This window comes from Tundrisphaera macrotermitis (assembly GCF_051175315.1).
In the GTDB taxonomy this organism is placed as follows: Bacteria; Planctomycetota; Planctomycetia; order Isosphaerales; family Isosphaeraceae; genus Tundrisphaera.
In genome coordinates this window covers 4,462,494-4,476,719 of the sequence record NZ_CP195100.1, presented here as the reverse complement: position 1 = coordinate 4,476,719, position 14,226 = coordinate 4,462,494, and the positions used below count along the sequence as shown (strand labels likewise).

Annotated in this window: 17 protein-coding genes; 13 read left to right on the top strand and 4 right to left on the bottom strand. The window is 68.5% G+C overall.

The window, feature by feature from the left end:
- Positions 1 to 288: 288 nt before the first annotated feature.
- The 4 genes from TA3x_RS18030 to TA3x_RS18015 form a co-directional block, all read right to left on the bottom strand.
- Complete coding sequence (locus TA3x_RS18030) at positions 289 to 522, bottom strand: hypothetical protein (RefSeq protein ID WP_435016047.1); 234 nt, start codon at positions 520 to 522, stop codon at positions 289 to 291.
- Positions 523 to 550: 28 nt separating this feature from the next.
- Positions 551 to 835, bottom strand: a complete 285-nt coding sequence (locus tag TA3x_RS18025) for a DUF2442 domain-containing protein (protein WP_435016046.1) — start codon at positions 833 to 835, stop codon at positions 551 to 553.
- Positions 836 to 850: 15 nt separating this feature from the next.
- Entirely contained in the window at positions 851 to 1,378 is a 528-nt protein-coding gene (locus TA3x_RS18020; RefSeq protein WP_435016045.1) for an SMI1/KNR4 family protein, read from the bottom strand.
- A 159-nt stretch (positions 1,379 to 1,537) separates the two neighbouring features.
- Positions 1,538 to 2,596 carry a DUF4912 domain-containing protein gene (locus TA3x_RS18015; protein ID WP_435016044.1) on the bottom strand — a complete coding sequence of 353 codons (1,059 nt, stop codon included), beginning with the start codon at positions 2,594 to 2,596 and terminating at the stop codon, positions 1,538 to 1,540.
- A gap of 613 nt (positions 2,597 to 3,209) precedes the next feature.
- Here TA3x_RS18015 and TA3x_RS18010 point away from each other — a divergent pair.
- From TA3x_RS18010 to TA3x_RS17950, 13 genes are all read left to right on the top strand, one after another.
- On the top strand, positions 3,210 to 3,434 hold the full coding sequence (locus TA3x_RS18010; RefSeq protein ID WP_435016043.1) for a hypothetical protein: 225 nt from the start codon (positions 3,210 to 3,212) through the stop codon (positions 3,432 to 3,434).
- A gap of 69 nt (positions 3,435 to 3,503) precedes the next feature.
- A complete protein-coding gene (gene atpB / locus TA3x_RS18005; RefSeq protein WP_435016042.1) occupies positions 3,504 to 4,319 on the top strand; it encodes a F0F1 ATP synthase subunit A in 816 nt (271 codons plus the stop codon).
- A gap of 133 nt (positions 4,320 to 4,452) precedes the next feature.
- A complete protein-coding gene (locus TA3x_RS18000) occupies positions 4,453 to 4,773 on the top strand; it encodes an ATP synthase F0 subunit C (protein ID WP_435016041.1) in 321 nt (106 codons plus the stop codon).
- A 105-nt stretch (positions 4,774 to 4,878) separates the two neighbouring features.
- A complete protein-coding gene (gene atpF / locus TA3x_RS17995) occupies positions 4,879 to 5,592 on the top strand; it encodes a F0F1 ATP synthase subunit B (RefSeq protein WP_435016040.1) in 714 nt (237 codons plus the stop codon).
- Complete coding sequence (atpH, locus tag TA3x_RS17990) at positions 5,589 to 6,218, top strand: ATP synthase F1 subunit delta (RefSeq protein ID WP_435016039.1); 630 nt, start codon at positions 5,589 to 5,591, stop codon at positions 6,216 to 6,218. The genes atpF and atpH overlap by 4 nt, the downstream gene beginning before the upstream one ends.
- On the top strand, positions 6,199 to 7,905 hold the full coding sequence (atpA, locus tag TA3x_RS17985; RefSeq protein ID WP_435016038.1) for a F0F1 ATP synthase subunit alpha: 1,707 nt from the start codon (positions 6,199 to 6,201) through the stop codon (positions 7,903 to 7,905). Before atpH ends, atpA begins: the two co-directional genes overlap by 20 nt.
- A 106-nt stretch (positions 7,906 to 8,011) precedes the next feature.
- Entirely contained in the window at positions 8,012 to 8,935 is a 924-nt protein-coding gene (atpG, locus tag TA3x_RS17980; RefSeq protein ID WP_435016037.1) for an ATP synthase F1 subunit gamma, read from the top strand.
- A 66-nt stretch (positions 8,936 to 9,001) separates the two neighbouring features.
- Complete coding sequence (gene atpD / locus TA3x_RS17975) at positions 9,002 to 10,438, top strand: F0F1 ATP synthase subunit beta (protein WP_435016036.1); 1,437 nt, start codon at positions 9,002 to 9,004, stop codon at positions 10,436 to 10,438.
- Between the two features lie 101 nt (positions 10,439 to 10,539).
- The gene (atpC, locus tag TA3x_RS17970) at positions 10,540 to 11,013 is read left to right on the top strand and encodes an ATP synthase F1 subunit epsilon (protein ID WP_435016035.1); all 474 of its coding nucleotides are present in this window, start codon (positions 10,540 to 10,542) and stop codon (positions 11,011 to 11,013) included.
- Between the two features lies 1 nt (position 11,014).
- The gene (locus TA3x_RS17965) at positions 11,015 to 11,455 is read left to right on the top strand and encodes a hypothetical protein (protein ID WP_435016034.1); all 441 of its coding nucleotides are present in this window, start codon (positions 11,015 to 11,017) and stop codon (positions 11,453 to 11,455) included.
- A gap of 83 nt (positions 11,456 to 11,538) precedes the next feature.
- Positions 11,539 to 12,066 carry an SMI1/KNR4 family protein gene (locus tag TA3x_RS17960; RefSeq protein WP_435016033.1) on the top strand — a complete coding sequence of 176 codons (528 nt, stop codon included), beginning with the start codon at positions 11,539 to 11,541 and terminating at the stop codon, positions 12,064 to 12,066.
- 119 nt (positions 12,067 to 12,185) lie between these two features.
- Positions 12,186 to 12,446: a hypothetical protein gene (locus TA3x_RS17955; RefSeq protein ID WP_435016032.1), complete on the top strand. Its 261-nt coding sequence runs from the start codon at positions 12,186 to 12,188 to the stop codon at positions 12,444 to 12,446.
- 3 nt (positions 12,447 to 12,449) lie between these two features.
- Positions 12,450 to 13,970, top strand: a complete 1,521-nt coding sequence (locus TA3x_RS17950) for a hypothetical protein (protein WP_435016031.1) — start codon at positions 12,450 to 12,452, stop codon at positions 13,968 to 13,970.
- Positions 13,971 to 14,226: the final 256 nt, after the last annotated feature.

The window sequence follows — 14,226 nt, the reverse complement described above, 5'->3', positions numbered from 1 at the left end:
TACCCACCACTCCGCCGAAGAGCGTGGTGATCAGCGGGAAGACCACCCGCGCCTCGGGCGAGACGACCCCATGTCGAACGACCACATAACAGCAATAGCCACCGATCACGACCAGGAAAAGGAAGGCGACCGCATAGGCGGCCAGCTCTTTGACGAGGAATGACCAGAACTCTTTGCGGAGTCGAGCGGCCTTATCTTCCAGGTCTTCGGGGGCCTTGATGCTGATGGCCTCAACCTTGGAACCCTCGGGAAGCAGGCCACCGATGTCGAATTTCTATGCCGCCATGCCTACCGGGTCCCGGAAGCGTCGAGGCCGGTAAACTCGACGTCCAGGACGTCGGGCGATGCGGCATAGCCGATGTACTTCCCGTCGGCAGACGCACGGAGTGCCGCCTGATAGAGGCCGATCGCCCGAGTGAACAGGACGTCGAGCGGCTGCTTCGACTCGCGTGACATCTGCTGGAGCGTCGCCATCATCTCCGGGGTCACCTGCAACGTGATCGACGGTGCTGGCAGCATCATGGGCTCATGAATTGTAGTGTGAATCGGTTCAGGCATCAGGTTCATCCCTCCTCATCCCCTCCCAATGATATGGTCCTTCGGTTTCCAAATGATAGAGTGCCTCCGGAGCGAAATCCGCACCATTGGGCCAGACGACCGTCCCGCAAACCGGGTCCAGCGCGGCCTGTGCAAAGAAGGCCGGATCGCGAAGCGGTTCGGACATCCGACCGTCAAGCAAGGGGCCGACATCGATCCGTTTGCTAACCCCGTCGCTGAAGGTCAGCTTCAACGAGTGCGGCCCGCAGGCTTTGGCTTCACGGATTCGTAGGATCATGGCCAATTCCTCGATTCACCCGAACGCCGAGTCGTCCTCCAGGCCGCGGATGAAAGCATCGAAGGTCTCCGCGACGGGCACAATCTTGTAGTCCCACTCCTGGTCGATGTGGACGACCCGTGGCTCCCCGGCCGGCCCGCATTCCCGATAGTCCAGGCAGACCATGTCATGTCCGGCCGACGGGCAATCGGCGAAATAGACGCCGATGGCCGGATACCCCCAATGATCGACCCAAAACTTGCTCCCGGCCGGGCCGCAGAGGGAATAGCGCTTCTCGCCGCCGATCGAGTAGATGCCGGAGATCGCGATATGATCCTCCGCCCAGGAGGTCCGCTCCCTGGTCCGGTGGTTGGTTCTCCTGGGGATGCCCCCATTCTGGAACCGCATCAACTCGACGTAGGAGGCAGGCAACCTGTAGCCGAGCTCTCGCTCGACGGCGGCAACCACCTCGTCGGTCGGTGGCCTGCCCAGATAGTCACTCACGGCATAGTCGGACGGCTCCCAGAACCTCTCCACGTCGAAATCGGGGAAGTAGCGATTCATTCCTGGAATCCCTGGCCGGTCAGAGCGGTCCGTCAGGATCTTCGCGGGTCGAGCGATGGCGACCCGCCAAACGGAGACGCCGCGCGGTCCTCGCCCCGGGTACGGGCGAAGGCCGCGCGGCGTTTCGCCGCGAAACATGAGAGGGAGGATTCGGTTAAATCAAAGCTCGTTGCCGTCGTGGATCATCGGCTCAAGCTCTTTGGTGTTGCGTTCGACGGCCAGGACGATGGTCCGTTCCTCGACGCCGTCGGGGCTGGCGGCCACGGCCGGGATGATCTGGCGGGAATCGGGCAGGCTGAACCGGACGGTGAAGGTGCCGTCGGGGCGGAGCTGGACCGGCTCGCCCTGGAGCGTGACCTTGGCGTTGGGCTCGGTGGCGCCGTAGACGATCAGCTCGGCGTCGATCTCGAAGTGGAAGCCGTTGGACAGGCCGTGCAGGGCGCCGGTGCCGAGGCTCTGGAGCGACAGGCCGTGCATCGGGCGGCGGAGCCGTTCTTCCATCATCTCGCGGAGGTCGACCGAGGTGGCCGCGCCCTGCGCCCCGCCCGACTGCATGAAGATTTTATGGAACTGGTCCTGGACGCTCGACCAGTTCTCGTCCATCATGTCAGCGACGCCCGCCTTGGGGGTGCTCACGACGTTGGACCGGGCCAGGATGAAGAACTTGCCCCGCTTCGACAGGTAGCCAATATCAATGCGGAACGAACGGGGGGGCGAGGTGACGTCGACGTACCAGTTGTTGACCCCGCCGTGGATGTCGATGTCGCGGATCGCCCGCTCCGACGCCGCGGTGGTGTCCTCGCTGGAGACGTCCATCAGCCGCAGGACCGGCCGGGCGGTGTGCCATTCCTGGCCCAGCGCGGCCTGGGCCCGCGCCAGGGTGGAGCGGCTCAGCTCCCAGTGGGCATGGAGCCAGTACGGGTCGCGGACCATCACGATGATCCGGTCCTTGACGCAGGCATGTTCCAGGGCCCGGGGCGGGGCGACCGGCACGATCCTTGCAGGAGTCGGGATCGGTGCGGGGCGACGGGCCGGGGCGATCGCCGCGACCTTCTCCGGGGCGGCTTTGGCCCCATCCTTCTTGGGGGCACCGGCGGGCTGGGCCAACGCGCGGATCAACTGGTCTTTCCGCATGGCATGCCAGCCGACGATGCCTTGTTCCTTGGCCATCCTCGCGAGAACTTTCTTGTTGCAGTCCTTGAGCGTATCGATGGTCATGCGGGGCCACTCCGTCACCGCCCGGGATGGTGGGGCGAAGGGCCCACCGGACGGGACTAAGGAACGCGAGGTTCATCCGTGAGTGGGCCGATCCGGGGGACTCCCTGTCATCCGGATGGATTCGACGGCGGGACCAAGTCGGAGCCTGTCACCGGATCGCAAAGCCCCAAAACGACGACGGGCGGCACAGGAAATCGTGGGTCACGATTCCCGGCCGCCCGGACGATGATTTGCTTCGGGGCATGGATGCAATGGCATGCCTGGTCCCCACTTGGCACAAACGCAATTCTATGGCACAAGGAGCAGGTGCTTACTGATTACCAAATCCCACATTTGATGTCAATGGGTGTCGGTGGACCCGTCGTGGATTTCTCGCGCCGGGGCGTCACATCGGAGGCCCGGCCGTGCCCCCGATGGCGGAGCGGAGTCGGAGGCCGGAACCCGCCTGGGGGGCGGATTTAACGATCGCGCGCGGGACATTGTGAAAAAATTCTCGAACTTCTCCCCTGGGTGATTGACAGGTGGGGCGGGCCGGGTTTAAATGACCTTCTCGCTCGCCCCGAGGAACGTCCGCAATCGGCAAGACGTTCGCGAGCGAGGGCCGGAGTCCCCCGTGCACCAGGACCATCGCCGCTCTCCCCTCTCCGTGGGGATCGACTGGGCCTCCCGGATCACGACCCTGGGGCTCGAGTTCTCGCTCCCGCCGGTGGCGGGCCATGTCGCGGATCGCCAGCTGGGGACGGGCCCGGCGCTGCTCCTGCTCGGGATGGTCCTCGGCTTCGGCGTGGGGATGATCCACCTGGTGAAGATCGCCCGCGTCCCTCCCCCGGGCCGCTGACGGGGCGCGGATCGAGTATGGCGGGCGGTGGGCCCCGCGTGCTTCGGCATCACGGAATCGTGGGACGTCATGGCAGCAGAATCACACAGCCCGCTCGAACACGTCGTCGATCACAACACCCTGGACATCCCGATGGTGGGCGAGTTCCACCTGCCGAGGATCCCCCTGGGCTTCGCCGACATCCAGGTCACCCGGTTCATGGTGATGGAACTCGTGGCGGCGGCGCTGATCATCCTGATCGTCGTCCCGCTGGCCCGCCACGTGGCCCGCCGGCCGGTGACCAAGGGGGCGTTCCTGAACGCCTTCGAGGCGATCCTACTGTTCATCCGCGACGGCGTGGCCCGGCCGGCCATCGGCGGGCACGACGCCGACGCCTTCCTCCCCTATCTCTGGACGGTCTTCCTGTTCGTCCTGTTCAGCAACCTGCTGGGGATGATCCCCGGCGGGGCGTCGGCCACCGGCAACATCAACGTCACGGCGGTGCTCGCCCTGATGACGTTCTTCGTGGTGGTGGGCGCCGGGATGAAGAAGATGGGCCCCGGCCACTTCTGGACCGGGCTGGTCCCCTCCCTGGACGTGCCCAAGGTCATGAAGGCCCCGCTCTGGGGGCTGATGTTCCTGATCGAGATCGCCGGCCTGTTCATCCGCCACATCGTCCTGTCGGTGCGATTGTTCGCCAACATGCTGGCCGGGCACATCGTGCTGGCGGTGATCCTGGGCTTCATCATCCAGGTGCAGGGCGTGGCATGGTACGCGGTGATGCCGGCGAGCGTGGCCGGGGTGGTCGCCCTGAGCCTCCTCGAATTGTTCGTGGCCTTCCTCCAGGCCTACATTTTCACCTTCCTGTCCGCGTTGTTCATCGGCACGGCGGTGCACCCGCACTGATGCCGGCCCGGCCTCCCGCGAGGCCGGGCCGCCGTCCTCTCCCGAGGCGTCGGCCTCCCGGCGTGGTCGCCCCCCGCGCGACCCCGCCCTCTCCCCCCGTCCAGACTGATCCCATTAGGAGTTGAGGCTTCAGATGAAACTCGTGAAGTTCGCCGCCCTGATCGCCGCCGTCTTCTTCGCCCTCGACGCGTCGGTGTTCGCCCAGGAGGCCGCCGCCCCCGCCGCCACGACGGCCGGCACCCTGTTCAAGCTGAACGCCATCGGCATCGGCCTGGTGATCTTCGGCGCCGCCGCGGGCATCGGCCGGCTGACGGCCTCGGCGGTCGAGGCGATGGCCCGCCAGCCCGAGATCGCGGCGAACATCCAGACGGCCATGATCATCTCGGCGGCCCTGATCGAGGGCGTCACGTTCTTCGCCCTGATCGTCCTCGGCTTCATCGTCCCCGGCAGCTGATGTCGCAGGCCGGACGCGGGGCGGATCGGGCGTCGCCCCGCCGCCCCCGGCCGGGCCCGTCGCCCGATCCACCCCGAATCCTTCGGTTCGCGAGGTCCTCCTTCCATGCTCCGGAACTCGATCCCGGCCCTCGCCCTGCTGGCGCTGGCGATCGGCTTCGGCCCGACCGCCCGGCCGGCCTCCGCCCAGACGCCGGCCCCGACGTCCGCCGCCGCCACCGATACACATGCCGCCGCCACCGCCGGCGCCCACGCGGACGCCGCCGCCCATGACGGTGCCGCGTCCCACGGCACCCCGAACATCATGGAGCCCCAGCCGTCGCTGGCGATCTACACGCTGATCGTCTTCGGCCTGCTGATGGCGGTGCTGGCCAAGTTCGCCTGGAAGCCCCTGCTCCACGCCCTGCACGAGCGCGAGGCCCACCTCGAACACGTCCTGCTCGACAGCGAGAAGGCCCGCAACGAGGCCGAGGCCCTGGCCGCCGAGACCCGCAAGCACCTCGCCCAGGCCGGCGACCAGGCCCGCGCCCTGATCGAGGAGGCCCGCCGCGAGGCCAAGGCGTCCGCCGAGGCAATCCTCCGCGAGGCCCAGGCCGCCGCCGAGGCGAACCGGGCCCGCGCCGAACGCGAGATCTCCGGCGCCAAGGAGCAGGCCCTCGCTGAGATCTATGGCAAGACCGCCGACCTGGCCGTCTCGGTGGCCGGCCGCGTCCTGTCGCGCGAGCTGAACGCCGATGACCAGCGCCGCCTGGTCGAGGTCGCCCTGAGCGAGCTGCCCGCCAACGGCGACGGGAATGGCTACGGGGGGCACCGGGCATGACCGCCGGACCCCAGTCGCCGGAATCGTCCGCCGAGTTCATGCCGGCCACGGTCTTCGACTACCACACGGCCGAGGTGTCGCGCAACTATGCCGACGCCCTGCTGAACGTCGGCGGACAGGCCGGCGAGACCGACGCCGCGCTCGAAGAGCTGGAGTCGATCTGCCGGGACGTGCTGGCGGCCAACCCCCGGTTCGCGGCCATCCTGGCCTCCCCCGCCACCCCGACCCAAGAGAAAGACCGGATCCTGGTCGACGCCTTCGAGGGGAAGGCGATGCCCACGGTCACCCGCTTCCTCCGCGTCATGAACCGGCACGGCCGGCTGGCGATCCTCCCCGAGGTGGTCCGCCAGGCCCGCGTCATCTGGGACCGCCGCCAGGGCCGCAAGCCGGTGACCGTCCGCTCGGCGGTGCCGCTCGACGAGGGGCAGCAGGCCGCCGTCCGCGACCGCCTGGCCGCCCTGATCCAGGCGACGCCCGTCCTCACGCTGGAAGTCGACCCGTCCCTGATCGGTGGCCTGGTCGTCCAGGTCGGCGACGACGTCTATGACGCCTCGGTCCGCAACCGCCTGGGGCGGCTCCGCGACCGGCTCATCGAAAGAAAGAGCCATGAAATTCCAAGCCGATGAGATCACCTCGGTCATCCAGCGCGAGATCGAGCAGTTCCAGTCCACGGTCACCAAGACCGAAGTCGGCCGCGTCCTCGAGGTCGGCGACGGCATCGCCCGGGTCCACGGCCTCTCCGGCGTGATGACCGGCGAGATGGTGTTGTTCGAGAACGGGGTCAAGGGCCTCGCCTTCAACCTCGAAGAAACCTCGGTCGGCGTCATCATCCTCGGCGAATACACCGAGATCCGCGAGGGCCAGTCCGTCACCGCCACCGGCGAGCTGCTCCGCGTCCCGGTCGGCGAGGGGATGATCGGCCGCGTGGTCAACGCCATCGGCCAGCCGATCGACAACAAGGGGCCGATCCTCACCAGCGAGACCCGCCTGGTCGAGTCGCCCGCCCCCGGCATCGCCGACCGCCAGCCGGTCGATGAGCCGATGCAGACCGGCATCAAGGCGATCGACGCCATGACGCCGATCGGCCGCGGCCAGCGCCAGCTGATCATCGGCGACCGCAAGACCGGCAAGACCGCCATCGCCATCGACGCCATCCTGAGCCAGAAGGGGACGGGCGTCATCTGCGTCTACGTCGCCGTGGCCCAGAAGGAGTCGACCACGGCCAGCCTGGTCGAGGTCCTCCGCAAGAACGGCGCGATGGACTACACCATCGTCGTCGCCGCCGGCGCCAGCGACCCCGCCCCGCTCCAGTACCTGGCCCCCTACGCCGGGTGCGCCATGGCCGAGTACTTCATGTACGGCCAGGGCAAGGCCACCCTCTGCGTGTACGACGACCTGTCCAAGCAGGCGGTCGCCTACCGCGAGCTGTCGCTGTTGCTCCGCCGCCCGCCGGGCCGCGAGGCCTACCCGGGCGACGTGTTCTACGCCCACTCCCGCCTCCTGGAGCGGTCGGCCAAGCTCGCCAACAAGTACGTGATCGTCCCCGAAGGGGCCGACGAGGCGACCGTCAACGAGCAGTCGGCCGTCAACGGCAAGGTCTACATCGGCGAGCCCGGCCTCCACGAGGTCAAGGCGGCGCTGAAGGCGGACTACCCGACCGGGCACAAGTTCGTCAAGACCGCCACCTCGGGCGGGTCGATGACCGCCCTGCCCCTGATCGAGACGCTCGAAGGCGAGGTGTCGGCGTACATCCCGACCAACGTGATCTCGATCACCGACGGCCAGATCTACCTCCAGCCCGACCTGTTCTTCGCCGGCGTCCGCCCGGCGGTCGACGTCGGCATCTCCGTCTCGCGGGTGGGCGGCAAGGCCCAGATCCCCGCGATGAAGAAGGTGGCCGGCGGCCTCCGCCTCGACCTCGCGGCCTTCCGCGAGCTGGAAGCCTTCGCCCAGCTCGGCACCGAGCTGGACAAGGCGACCCAGCTCCAGCTCGACCGCGGCTACCGGATGGTGGAGCTGCTCAAGCAGCCCCAGTACCGCCCGCTCGACGTGATCGACGAGGTGCTCAGCATCTACGCCGGCTCGGAAGGCTACCTGGACAACGTCCCGGTCAAGGAGGTCTCCCGCTGGGAGGAGCAGTTCCTCGCCTTCATGCGGGAGCGCAAGAAGGACGTCCGCGACCTCCTGGTCAAGGAACGCAAGCTGTCCGACGCCGTGGTGTCCGGCCTGAAGGCGGCCCTGGGCGAGTTCCAGTCGCAGTATCGTTCGCCCGCCCCGGCCACGACCGCGGCCCTGGCCGGCGCGTCGGCCTGACCCGCCGCGACACCGCCCCGCCAGAGGGGCCGAAGGCCGGCACCGCGCCGGCCTCGGCCCCGGCGACCGCCCCTCCTGACGGCGAGACGAGAGCGAGAATCCACCGATGGCCAAGGCCCGAGCGATTGTCAAGCGCCGCAAGTCGGTGCAGAACATCCGCAAGATCACGCGGACGATGGAACTGATCGCCACCGCGCGATTCAAGAAGGCGCTGGACCGCGCCACCCAGGCGGAAGCCTACACGCGCAAGATCGCCGAGCTGGTGGCCGACCTCGGCCAGACCGCCAAGGACGTGTCGCACCCGCTGCTGGAAGTCCGCGAGCCGGTCCAGAAATCGGCCCTGCTGATGCTGACCAGCAACCGCGGCCTGGCCGGCGGCTACAACGGCAACGTGATCCGGGTCGCCAACCGGACCTTGCAGGACTACGCCTCGCAGAACATCAACTTCCGCCTGGAAGTCGCCGGCAAGCGCGGGCTCGCCTTCTGCCGGTTCCGCAAGCTCCCGATCGACGCGTCGTACCTCCAGTTCGAGGACCGGCCGCAGTTCGAGGAAGTCGAGGTCCTGGCCGATAACCTGATCGGGATGTTCCTCCGCAAGGAGATCGACCGGGTCGACGTGGCCTACACCCGGTTCATCAACTCGGCGCGGCAAGAGGCCGTGGTCGAGACCCTCCTGCCGATGACCGTGCTGTCCACGCAGGCGGCCGCCGTGCCGGAGCCCGCCGCGAAGCCGCCGGCCAAGGGGGCCGACGGCAAGCCCGGCCATGCCCGCGTGCCCTACGAGTTCCTGCCCGATGCCCGGAGCATCCTGGAAGAGATCGTCCCGGTCTCCTTCAAGATCCGGCTGTTCAAGTGCTTCCTCGACGCCGCCGTGAGCGAGCAGATCGCGCGGATGGTGGCGATGCGGGGGGCGACCGACAACGCCGACGAGATGGTGAAGTCGCTCACGATGCTCTACAACCGCGCCCGGCAGGCCCAGATCACCGGCGAGCTGGCCGAGATCATCGGCGCCGCCGCCGCCCTGAAATAAGACCCCTACACGACGTCCGGCCGGCCCAACCTCCCGGCGCCTGATCCTTTTCGGAGTTCCGAGTCCATGGCCACCGCGACCGCGACGGGACATATCGCCCAGGTGATCGGCTCGACGTTCGACGCCGAGTTCGAAGAAGGTCACCTGCCCGAGATCTTCAACGCCATCACCATCGACGCCGAAGAAAAGGGCGTCTCGATCCACCTGACCGGCGAGGTCCAGCAGCACCTCGGCGGCAACCGCGTCCGCTGCGTCGCCCTGGGCTCCACCGACGGCCTGGTCCGCGGGATGGCGGTGGTCGACACCGGCGCCCCGGTCAGCGTGCCGGTCGGCAAGGAGACCCTGGGCCGGGTGTTCAACCTCCTCGGCCAGCCGATCGACGGCCGGGGCCCCGTCCCCGCCAGCGAGCACTGGCCGATCCACCGCGACCCGCCCCCCTTCGATAACCTGTCGCCGAAGACCGAGGTCTTCGAGACCGGCATCAAGGTCGTCGACCTGCTGACCCCGTTCGTCCGCGGCGGCAAGATCGGCCTGTTCGGCGGCGCCGGGCTGGGCAAGACCGTGATCTTGACCGAGCTGATCGCCCGCATCGCCAAGGTGCACAGCGGCTTTTCGGTGTTCGCCGGCGTCGGGGAGCGGACCCGCGAGGGGAACGACCTCTGGCTGGAAATGCAGGACACCAAGATCGGCTCGACCGGCAAGAGCGTCATCGACTCCACGGTGATGTTCTTCGGCCAGATGAACGAGCCGCCCGGCGCCCGCCTCCGCGTCGCCCTGTCGGCGCTGACCAACGCCGAGTGGTTCCGCGACTCGACCGGGGCCGACACCCTGCTGTTCATCGACAACATCTTCCGGTTCAGCCAGGCCGGCTCGGAAGTGTCCGCGCTGCTGGGCCGCATGCCGTCCAACGCCGGCTACCAGCCCACGCTGGCCACCGAGATGGGCGGCCTGCAGGAGCGGATCACCTCGACCAACCAGGGCGCCATCACCTCGGTGCAGGCCGTGTACGTCCCGGCGGACGACCTGACCGACCCGGCCCCGGCCACCACCTTCGGCTTCCTCGACGCGTTCATCGTGCTCCAGCGGTCGATCGCCGAGAAGGGGATCTTCCCCGCCGTCGACCCGCTCGGCTCGTCGTCCCGAATCCTCGACCCGCAGTACGTGGGCCAGGAGCACTACGACGTCGCCCGCCGCGTCCAGACGATCCTCCAGCGGTACAAGGAACTCAAGGACATCATCGCCATCCTCGGCGTCGATGAGCTGTCCGAAGAGGACAAGCTCATCGTCCACCGCGCCCGCCGCATCGAGCGGTTCATGTCGCAGCCGTTCTTCGTGGCCGAGGTCTTCACCAACAAGGAAGGCCAGTACACGACCCTGCCCGACACGATCCGCTCGTTCAAGGAAATCTGCGACGGCAAGTGGGACCACCTCCCCGAAGGTGCGTTCCTCTACGTCGGCTCGGTCGACCAGGCCGAGGAACAGGCCAAGAAGATGGCCCGCTGAACCGGATGACCCCGCCCCGCGCCGACCCCTCGGCGCGGGCGGGGGGCGTCCCCCCGAACGAATCGAATCGCCTGGAACACCCGATTTAAGGTCTCGCCCTCATGGCCACCGCCAGCACCGTGGACGCGGATTTCGGCACGTCCGCCCACGCCCCCGAGAGCAAGAAGTCCGGCGACCGCATCCAGTGCGTGGTGGTCACGCCGGAACGCACCCTGTTCGACGAGGCGGTCGAGTTCGTCGCCATCCCCCTGTTCGACGGCGAGGTCGGGATCCTGCCGGGCCGCTCCCCGCTGATCGGCCGCCTGGGCTACGGCGAGCTGCGGACCCGCGCCCTCGGCTCCACCAAGCGCTACTTCGTCGACGGCGGGTTCGCCCAGGTCCGCGACGACGTGGTGACGATCCTCACCAACCGCGCCATCCCCGCCGCCTCGATCGACGTCGCCGCCGCCCAGCGCGAGCTGGCCGAGGCCACCGCCCTCCACGGCACGACCGAGCTCGAACAAACCCAGCGCGCCCGCGCCATCGACCGCGCCCGCGGCCTGATCCGCGTCGCCGGCCACGCCGGCAAGGCCTGAGATGGGCTTCTGCATCAACTACCGCACGGCGCGGCCGGTCTCCCGGGCGGAGGCCGACGCCATCGTCCGGGATGCCCATCGCGCCGTCGAGGGCCGCGACTGGGGGCGATGCGAGCCGGTCGCGTTCTATCGCGACTCCGAGGATGAACTCTCCGACGCGTTCCACCTCCAGGGCGGGAGCAAGGTCGTCTTCGACCCGGGCGACGGCGAGCCTGCCGAGCCCGGCCTCCCCGCGGGGACGCTCCTGACCAACCTGGACATCCTCTCCCAGCTCTCGCGCGATCATGGCGTCGATTGGGAAGTCGGCCACGACGCGGCCGATGAGCCGGTCGGCCTGATCCGGGCCGGCGTCTGCGACGCCGAGGTCAGCCGGCAGCTCGAAGCCCTCGCCGCCTTCAGCGCCGAGTTGATGGGCGAATCCGGCGATCCCGACCAGGACTGAGGGCCGCCGGGATCCGATCGATTCGGCTCCGGAGGGAGGTCGACGATGAAGCCTTCTGGGTCGAGCCGGGGCGCATCCCGGGGATGACCCCTGAGGAGACCGAAGCTTACTTGCTCCGGATCGGCGCGTCCTACCGCGATGCCGGCAATCCGCTGTTCGCGGACGCGTTCGTCGCCCACACCCGCAAGACGATCTCCCCGGCCCGTCCCGGCCCGAGCCTGGAGGAGATCGAAGCCTGGGAGCGGACGCGGGGCGTCACGCTCCCGTCGACCTTGCGCCACGCCTTCCCGATCCAGGACGGCGGCTACGTGCGGGGCACCCGCCTGCGGATCGCCTCGCTGGCCGAGATGATCCCGATGGTCGAGGGCCCGTGGGAGCGTCCCCGGGAAGATGAGTCGTTGTTGGAGTTCGGCGACCCCGCCAGGCTCATCCACCTCGGGGCCGAGGAGCACTTCGGCGGGATCGCGATCCTGGACGGCAACGTCGGCCCGGAACCCCGGATTCTCTGGCTGTGGCGCGACCTCGGCGACGAGATCCGCGACGCGGGCAGCCTGACCTTCGACCAGACCGTCGAACGCCTGCGCGGGCTGGCCGGCCCCGCCCCGGCGTGACCTCCGGCGATGGGATCTCCCCGGCCCGGGACCGGCACCCGCTCGATGATTGACGGCCCATGACAAATGTGGGACGATCGGGTGGTGGCCAACGCGGACCCGTGTTCCGGAGCCCTCCGATGACGCGTCTTCATGCTCTCATGCCCCTGGTCGCCCTGATCGGCCTCGGCGGTTCGGCCTCGGCCTGCCTCAACGACCGCGAATTCGAGGGGCACGAGCGGGAATTCCGCTCACAGTATGCCACTGTCCCGACGTCCTCGGTCAGCGACCAACCCGCCCGGAAAAATCCCGTCGATTCCAAGGTCCTGATCGGGGGTGGGGCCGTCATGCTGATCGGGGCCTTCTCCGTGGCCACGAATCGGGCCCGGTCGAGGGTTTGACCCGTGCACATCGCCCGGCGAGTGGCCCTGACGGCGGTCGCGGCAATGGTCGGCTGGTGCGTCGGCTGGGTGGCCGGGGCGGTCGGCAATGTCGTGCCGATACCGTCGAACTATCCGTTCCTGGTCCGGCGATCGCCCATGCCGCACCACGTCCCGAAAGACCCGGGCGGGATCTCGTTCCGGTTCGCCATGGCCCAGGACGTGATCCACGAAAGGTTCGCCCGGCACGGCCTCGCCCACTACCGCGAGCGTGAGCGGGTCATCCGGGAGAAGATCCGGGCCCTCCCGGACGGTGACCCCGAGGGCGATGCGCTGGCGGACGACCTCGGGGTGACGCTCGATCGTCTCGGCCGATCGGACGAGGCTGTCGTCGTGATGCGGGACAAGCTGGCCCACCAGCGGGCGAGGGGGCTCTCCGGCCGCGAACTGTACACCACCGACGCGAACCTCGGCACGTTCCTGATCCACGGCAACTTCAAAAAGGCCGCGGCCAGCGATGAGTCGGCCCGGGAGGGATTCCGGGAGGGCGTCGACTTCATCCGCCAGTCGGTGGAGGTCAACCCCGGGGCCCACTTCGGCCGCGAGCGCTGGCAGGCCGCGATCGCCGAGTTCCTGCTCGCCGCGATGGAGCGCCCGACGCTCTTGAAGACCTTCGACTGCCTGGGCAACCGCCTCGACCTCGGGCTTGCGGAGATCCTGAATCGCGAGGCGAACTGGGTGGAGACGGGTTACGGGCGGCCCTTCGACCCGGAATTCGCTCGGGGGCAGGCCGAAGACGAGGTCCCGGCGTTCTTCGCCCCCGGCGCCCGCCTCGACGATCCTTCCCTGTGGCCGAAGGTCGGGCCGATCCGTCGGCACATCACCAAGGTCGGGGCCGAAACCGGTTGGGAGGACGTCCCGGTGCCGTCCCACAGGGCCCGGGCCCCGTTCGACGAGCCGATGCTCGGGATCATCGGCATGTGGCGGCAGGGAGGCGGGGCGAACCCCCACTTCGCCCTGGCCCTGGGCGAGACGATGCTCCGCGTGGGTCAGCGTCACATCGCCTGGGCAGCCTACGAGCGGGCGATCCGGCTCGCCGATCGCTATGCCGCCGACCCGGAAACCCAGGCTTTCCTGCGAGACCATGGCCGAAGGAGGCAGGCCGAGATCGAGACGACGTTCGCGGCCGAGCCGCGCACCGTGGCGGGCTTCAAGCCGCAGTTCGACGCCGAACTGGCGTATGGCCAGGGTTTCCAGGAAGCGTACCAGGCGTTCGAGGCGGCGAAGATCGCGGCCGGGGCCTCGATCGACGATGCGCATTTCTTCGACGACTTCCCGCGCCGGCGCGAAGCGATCGCATCCAGGAGCGGCCCGGAGGAATGGTTCGTCGACGTGCCCCGCTCCCGGATCTCCGAATACGCAGCCGGGAGGAGCCGAGCCTGGGGCATCTTCGGCGCCGGGGTCATGGCACTCGCGACCGCTTCCCTGCTGCGACTGCGACGCGGGAACCGATCCCCCGCACCCACACCGGGAAATGCCCTCTGAAGATCGAGGCCGTTTCGGACTTGCCCGCGCCGGACCAGGATCGGAGGGGTCGACTCAGGAGCTGAGCCCGCCGGGTGCTGGGTCCAGACCCAGCCTACGTTTGCTGATTTTCGGTCAGGCGATCGAACATCCCCGCGGGCAGGCCGGTTCAGCCAGACCAGGCATCGTGCCGGGGCTGTGTTCATCTTCGGCCGGGATCATTCATCGCCGCAACCCGGCGATCAACGCGTCGAACGAATCGATCCCCTCGTCGCGA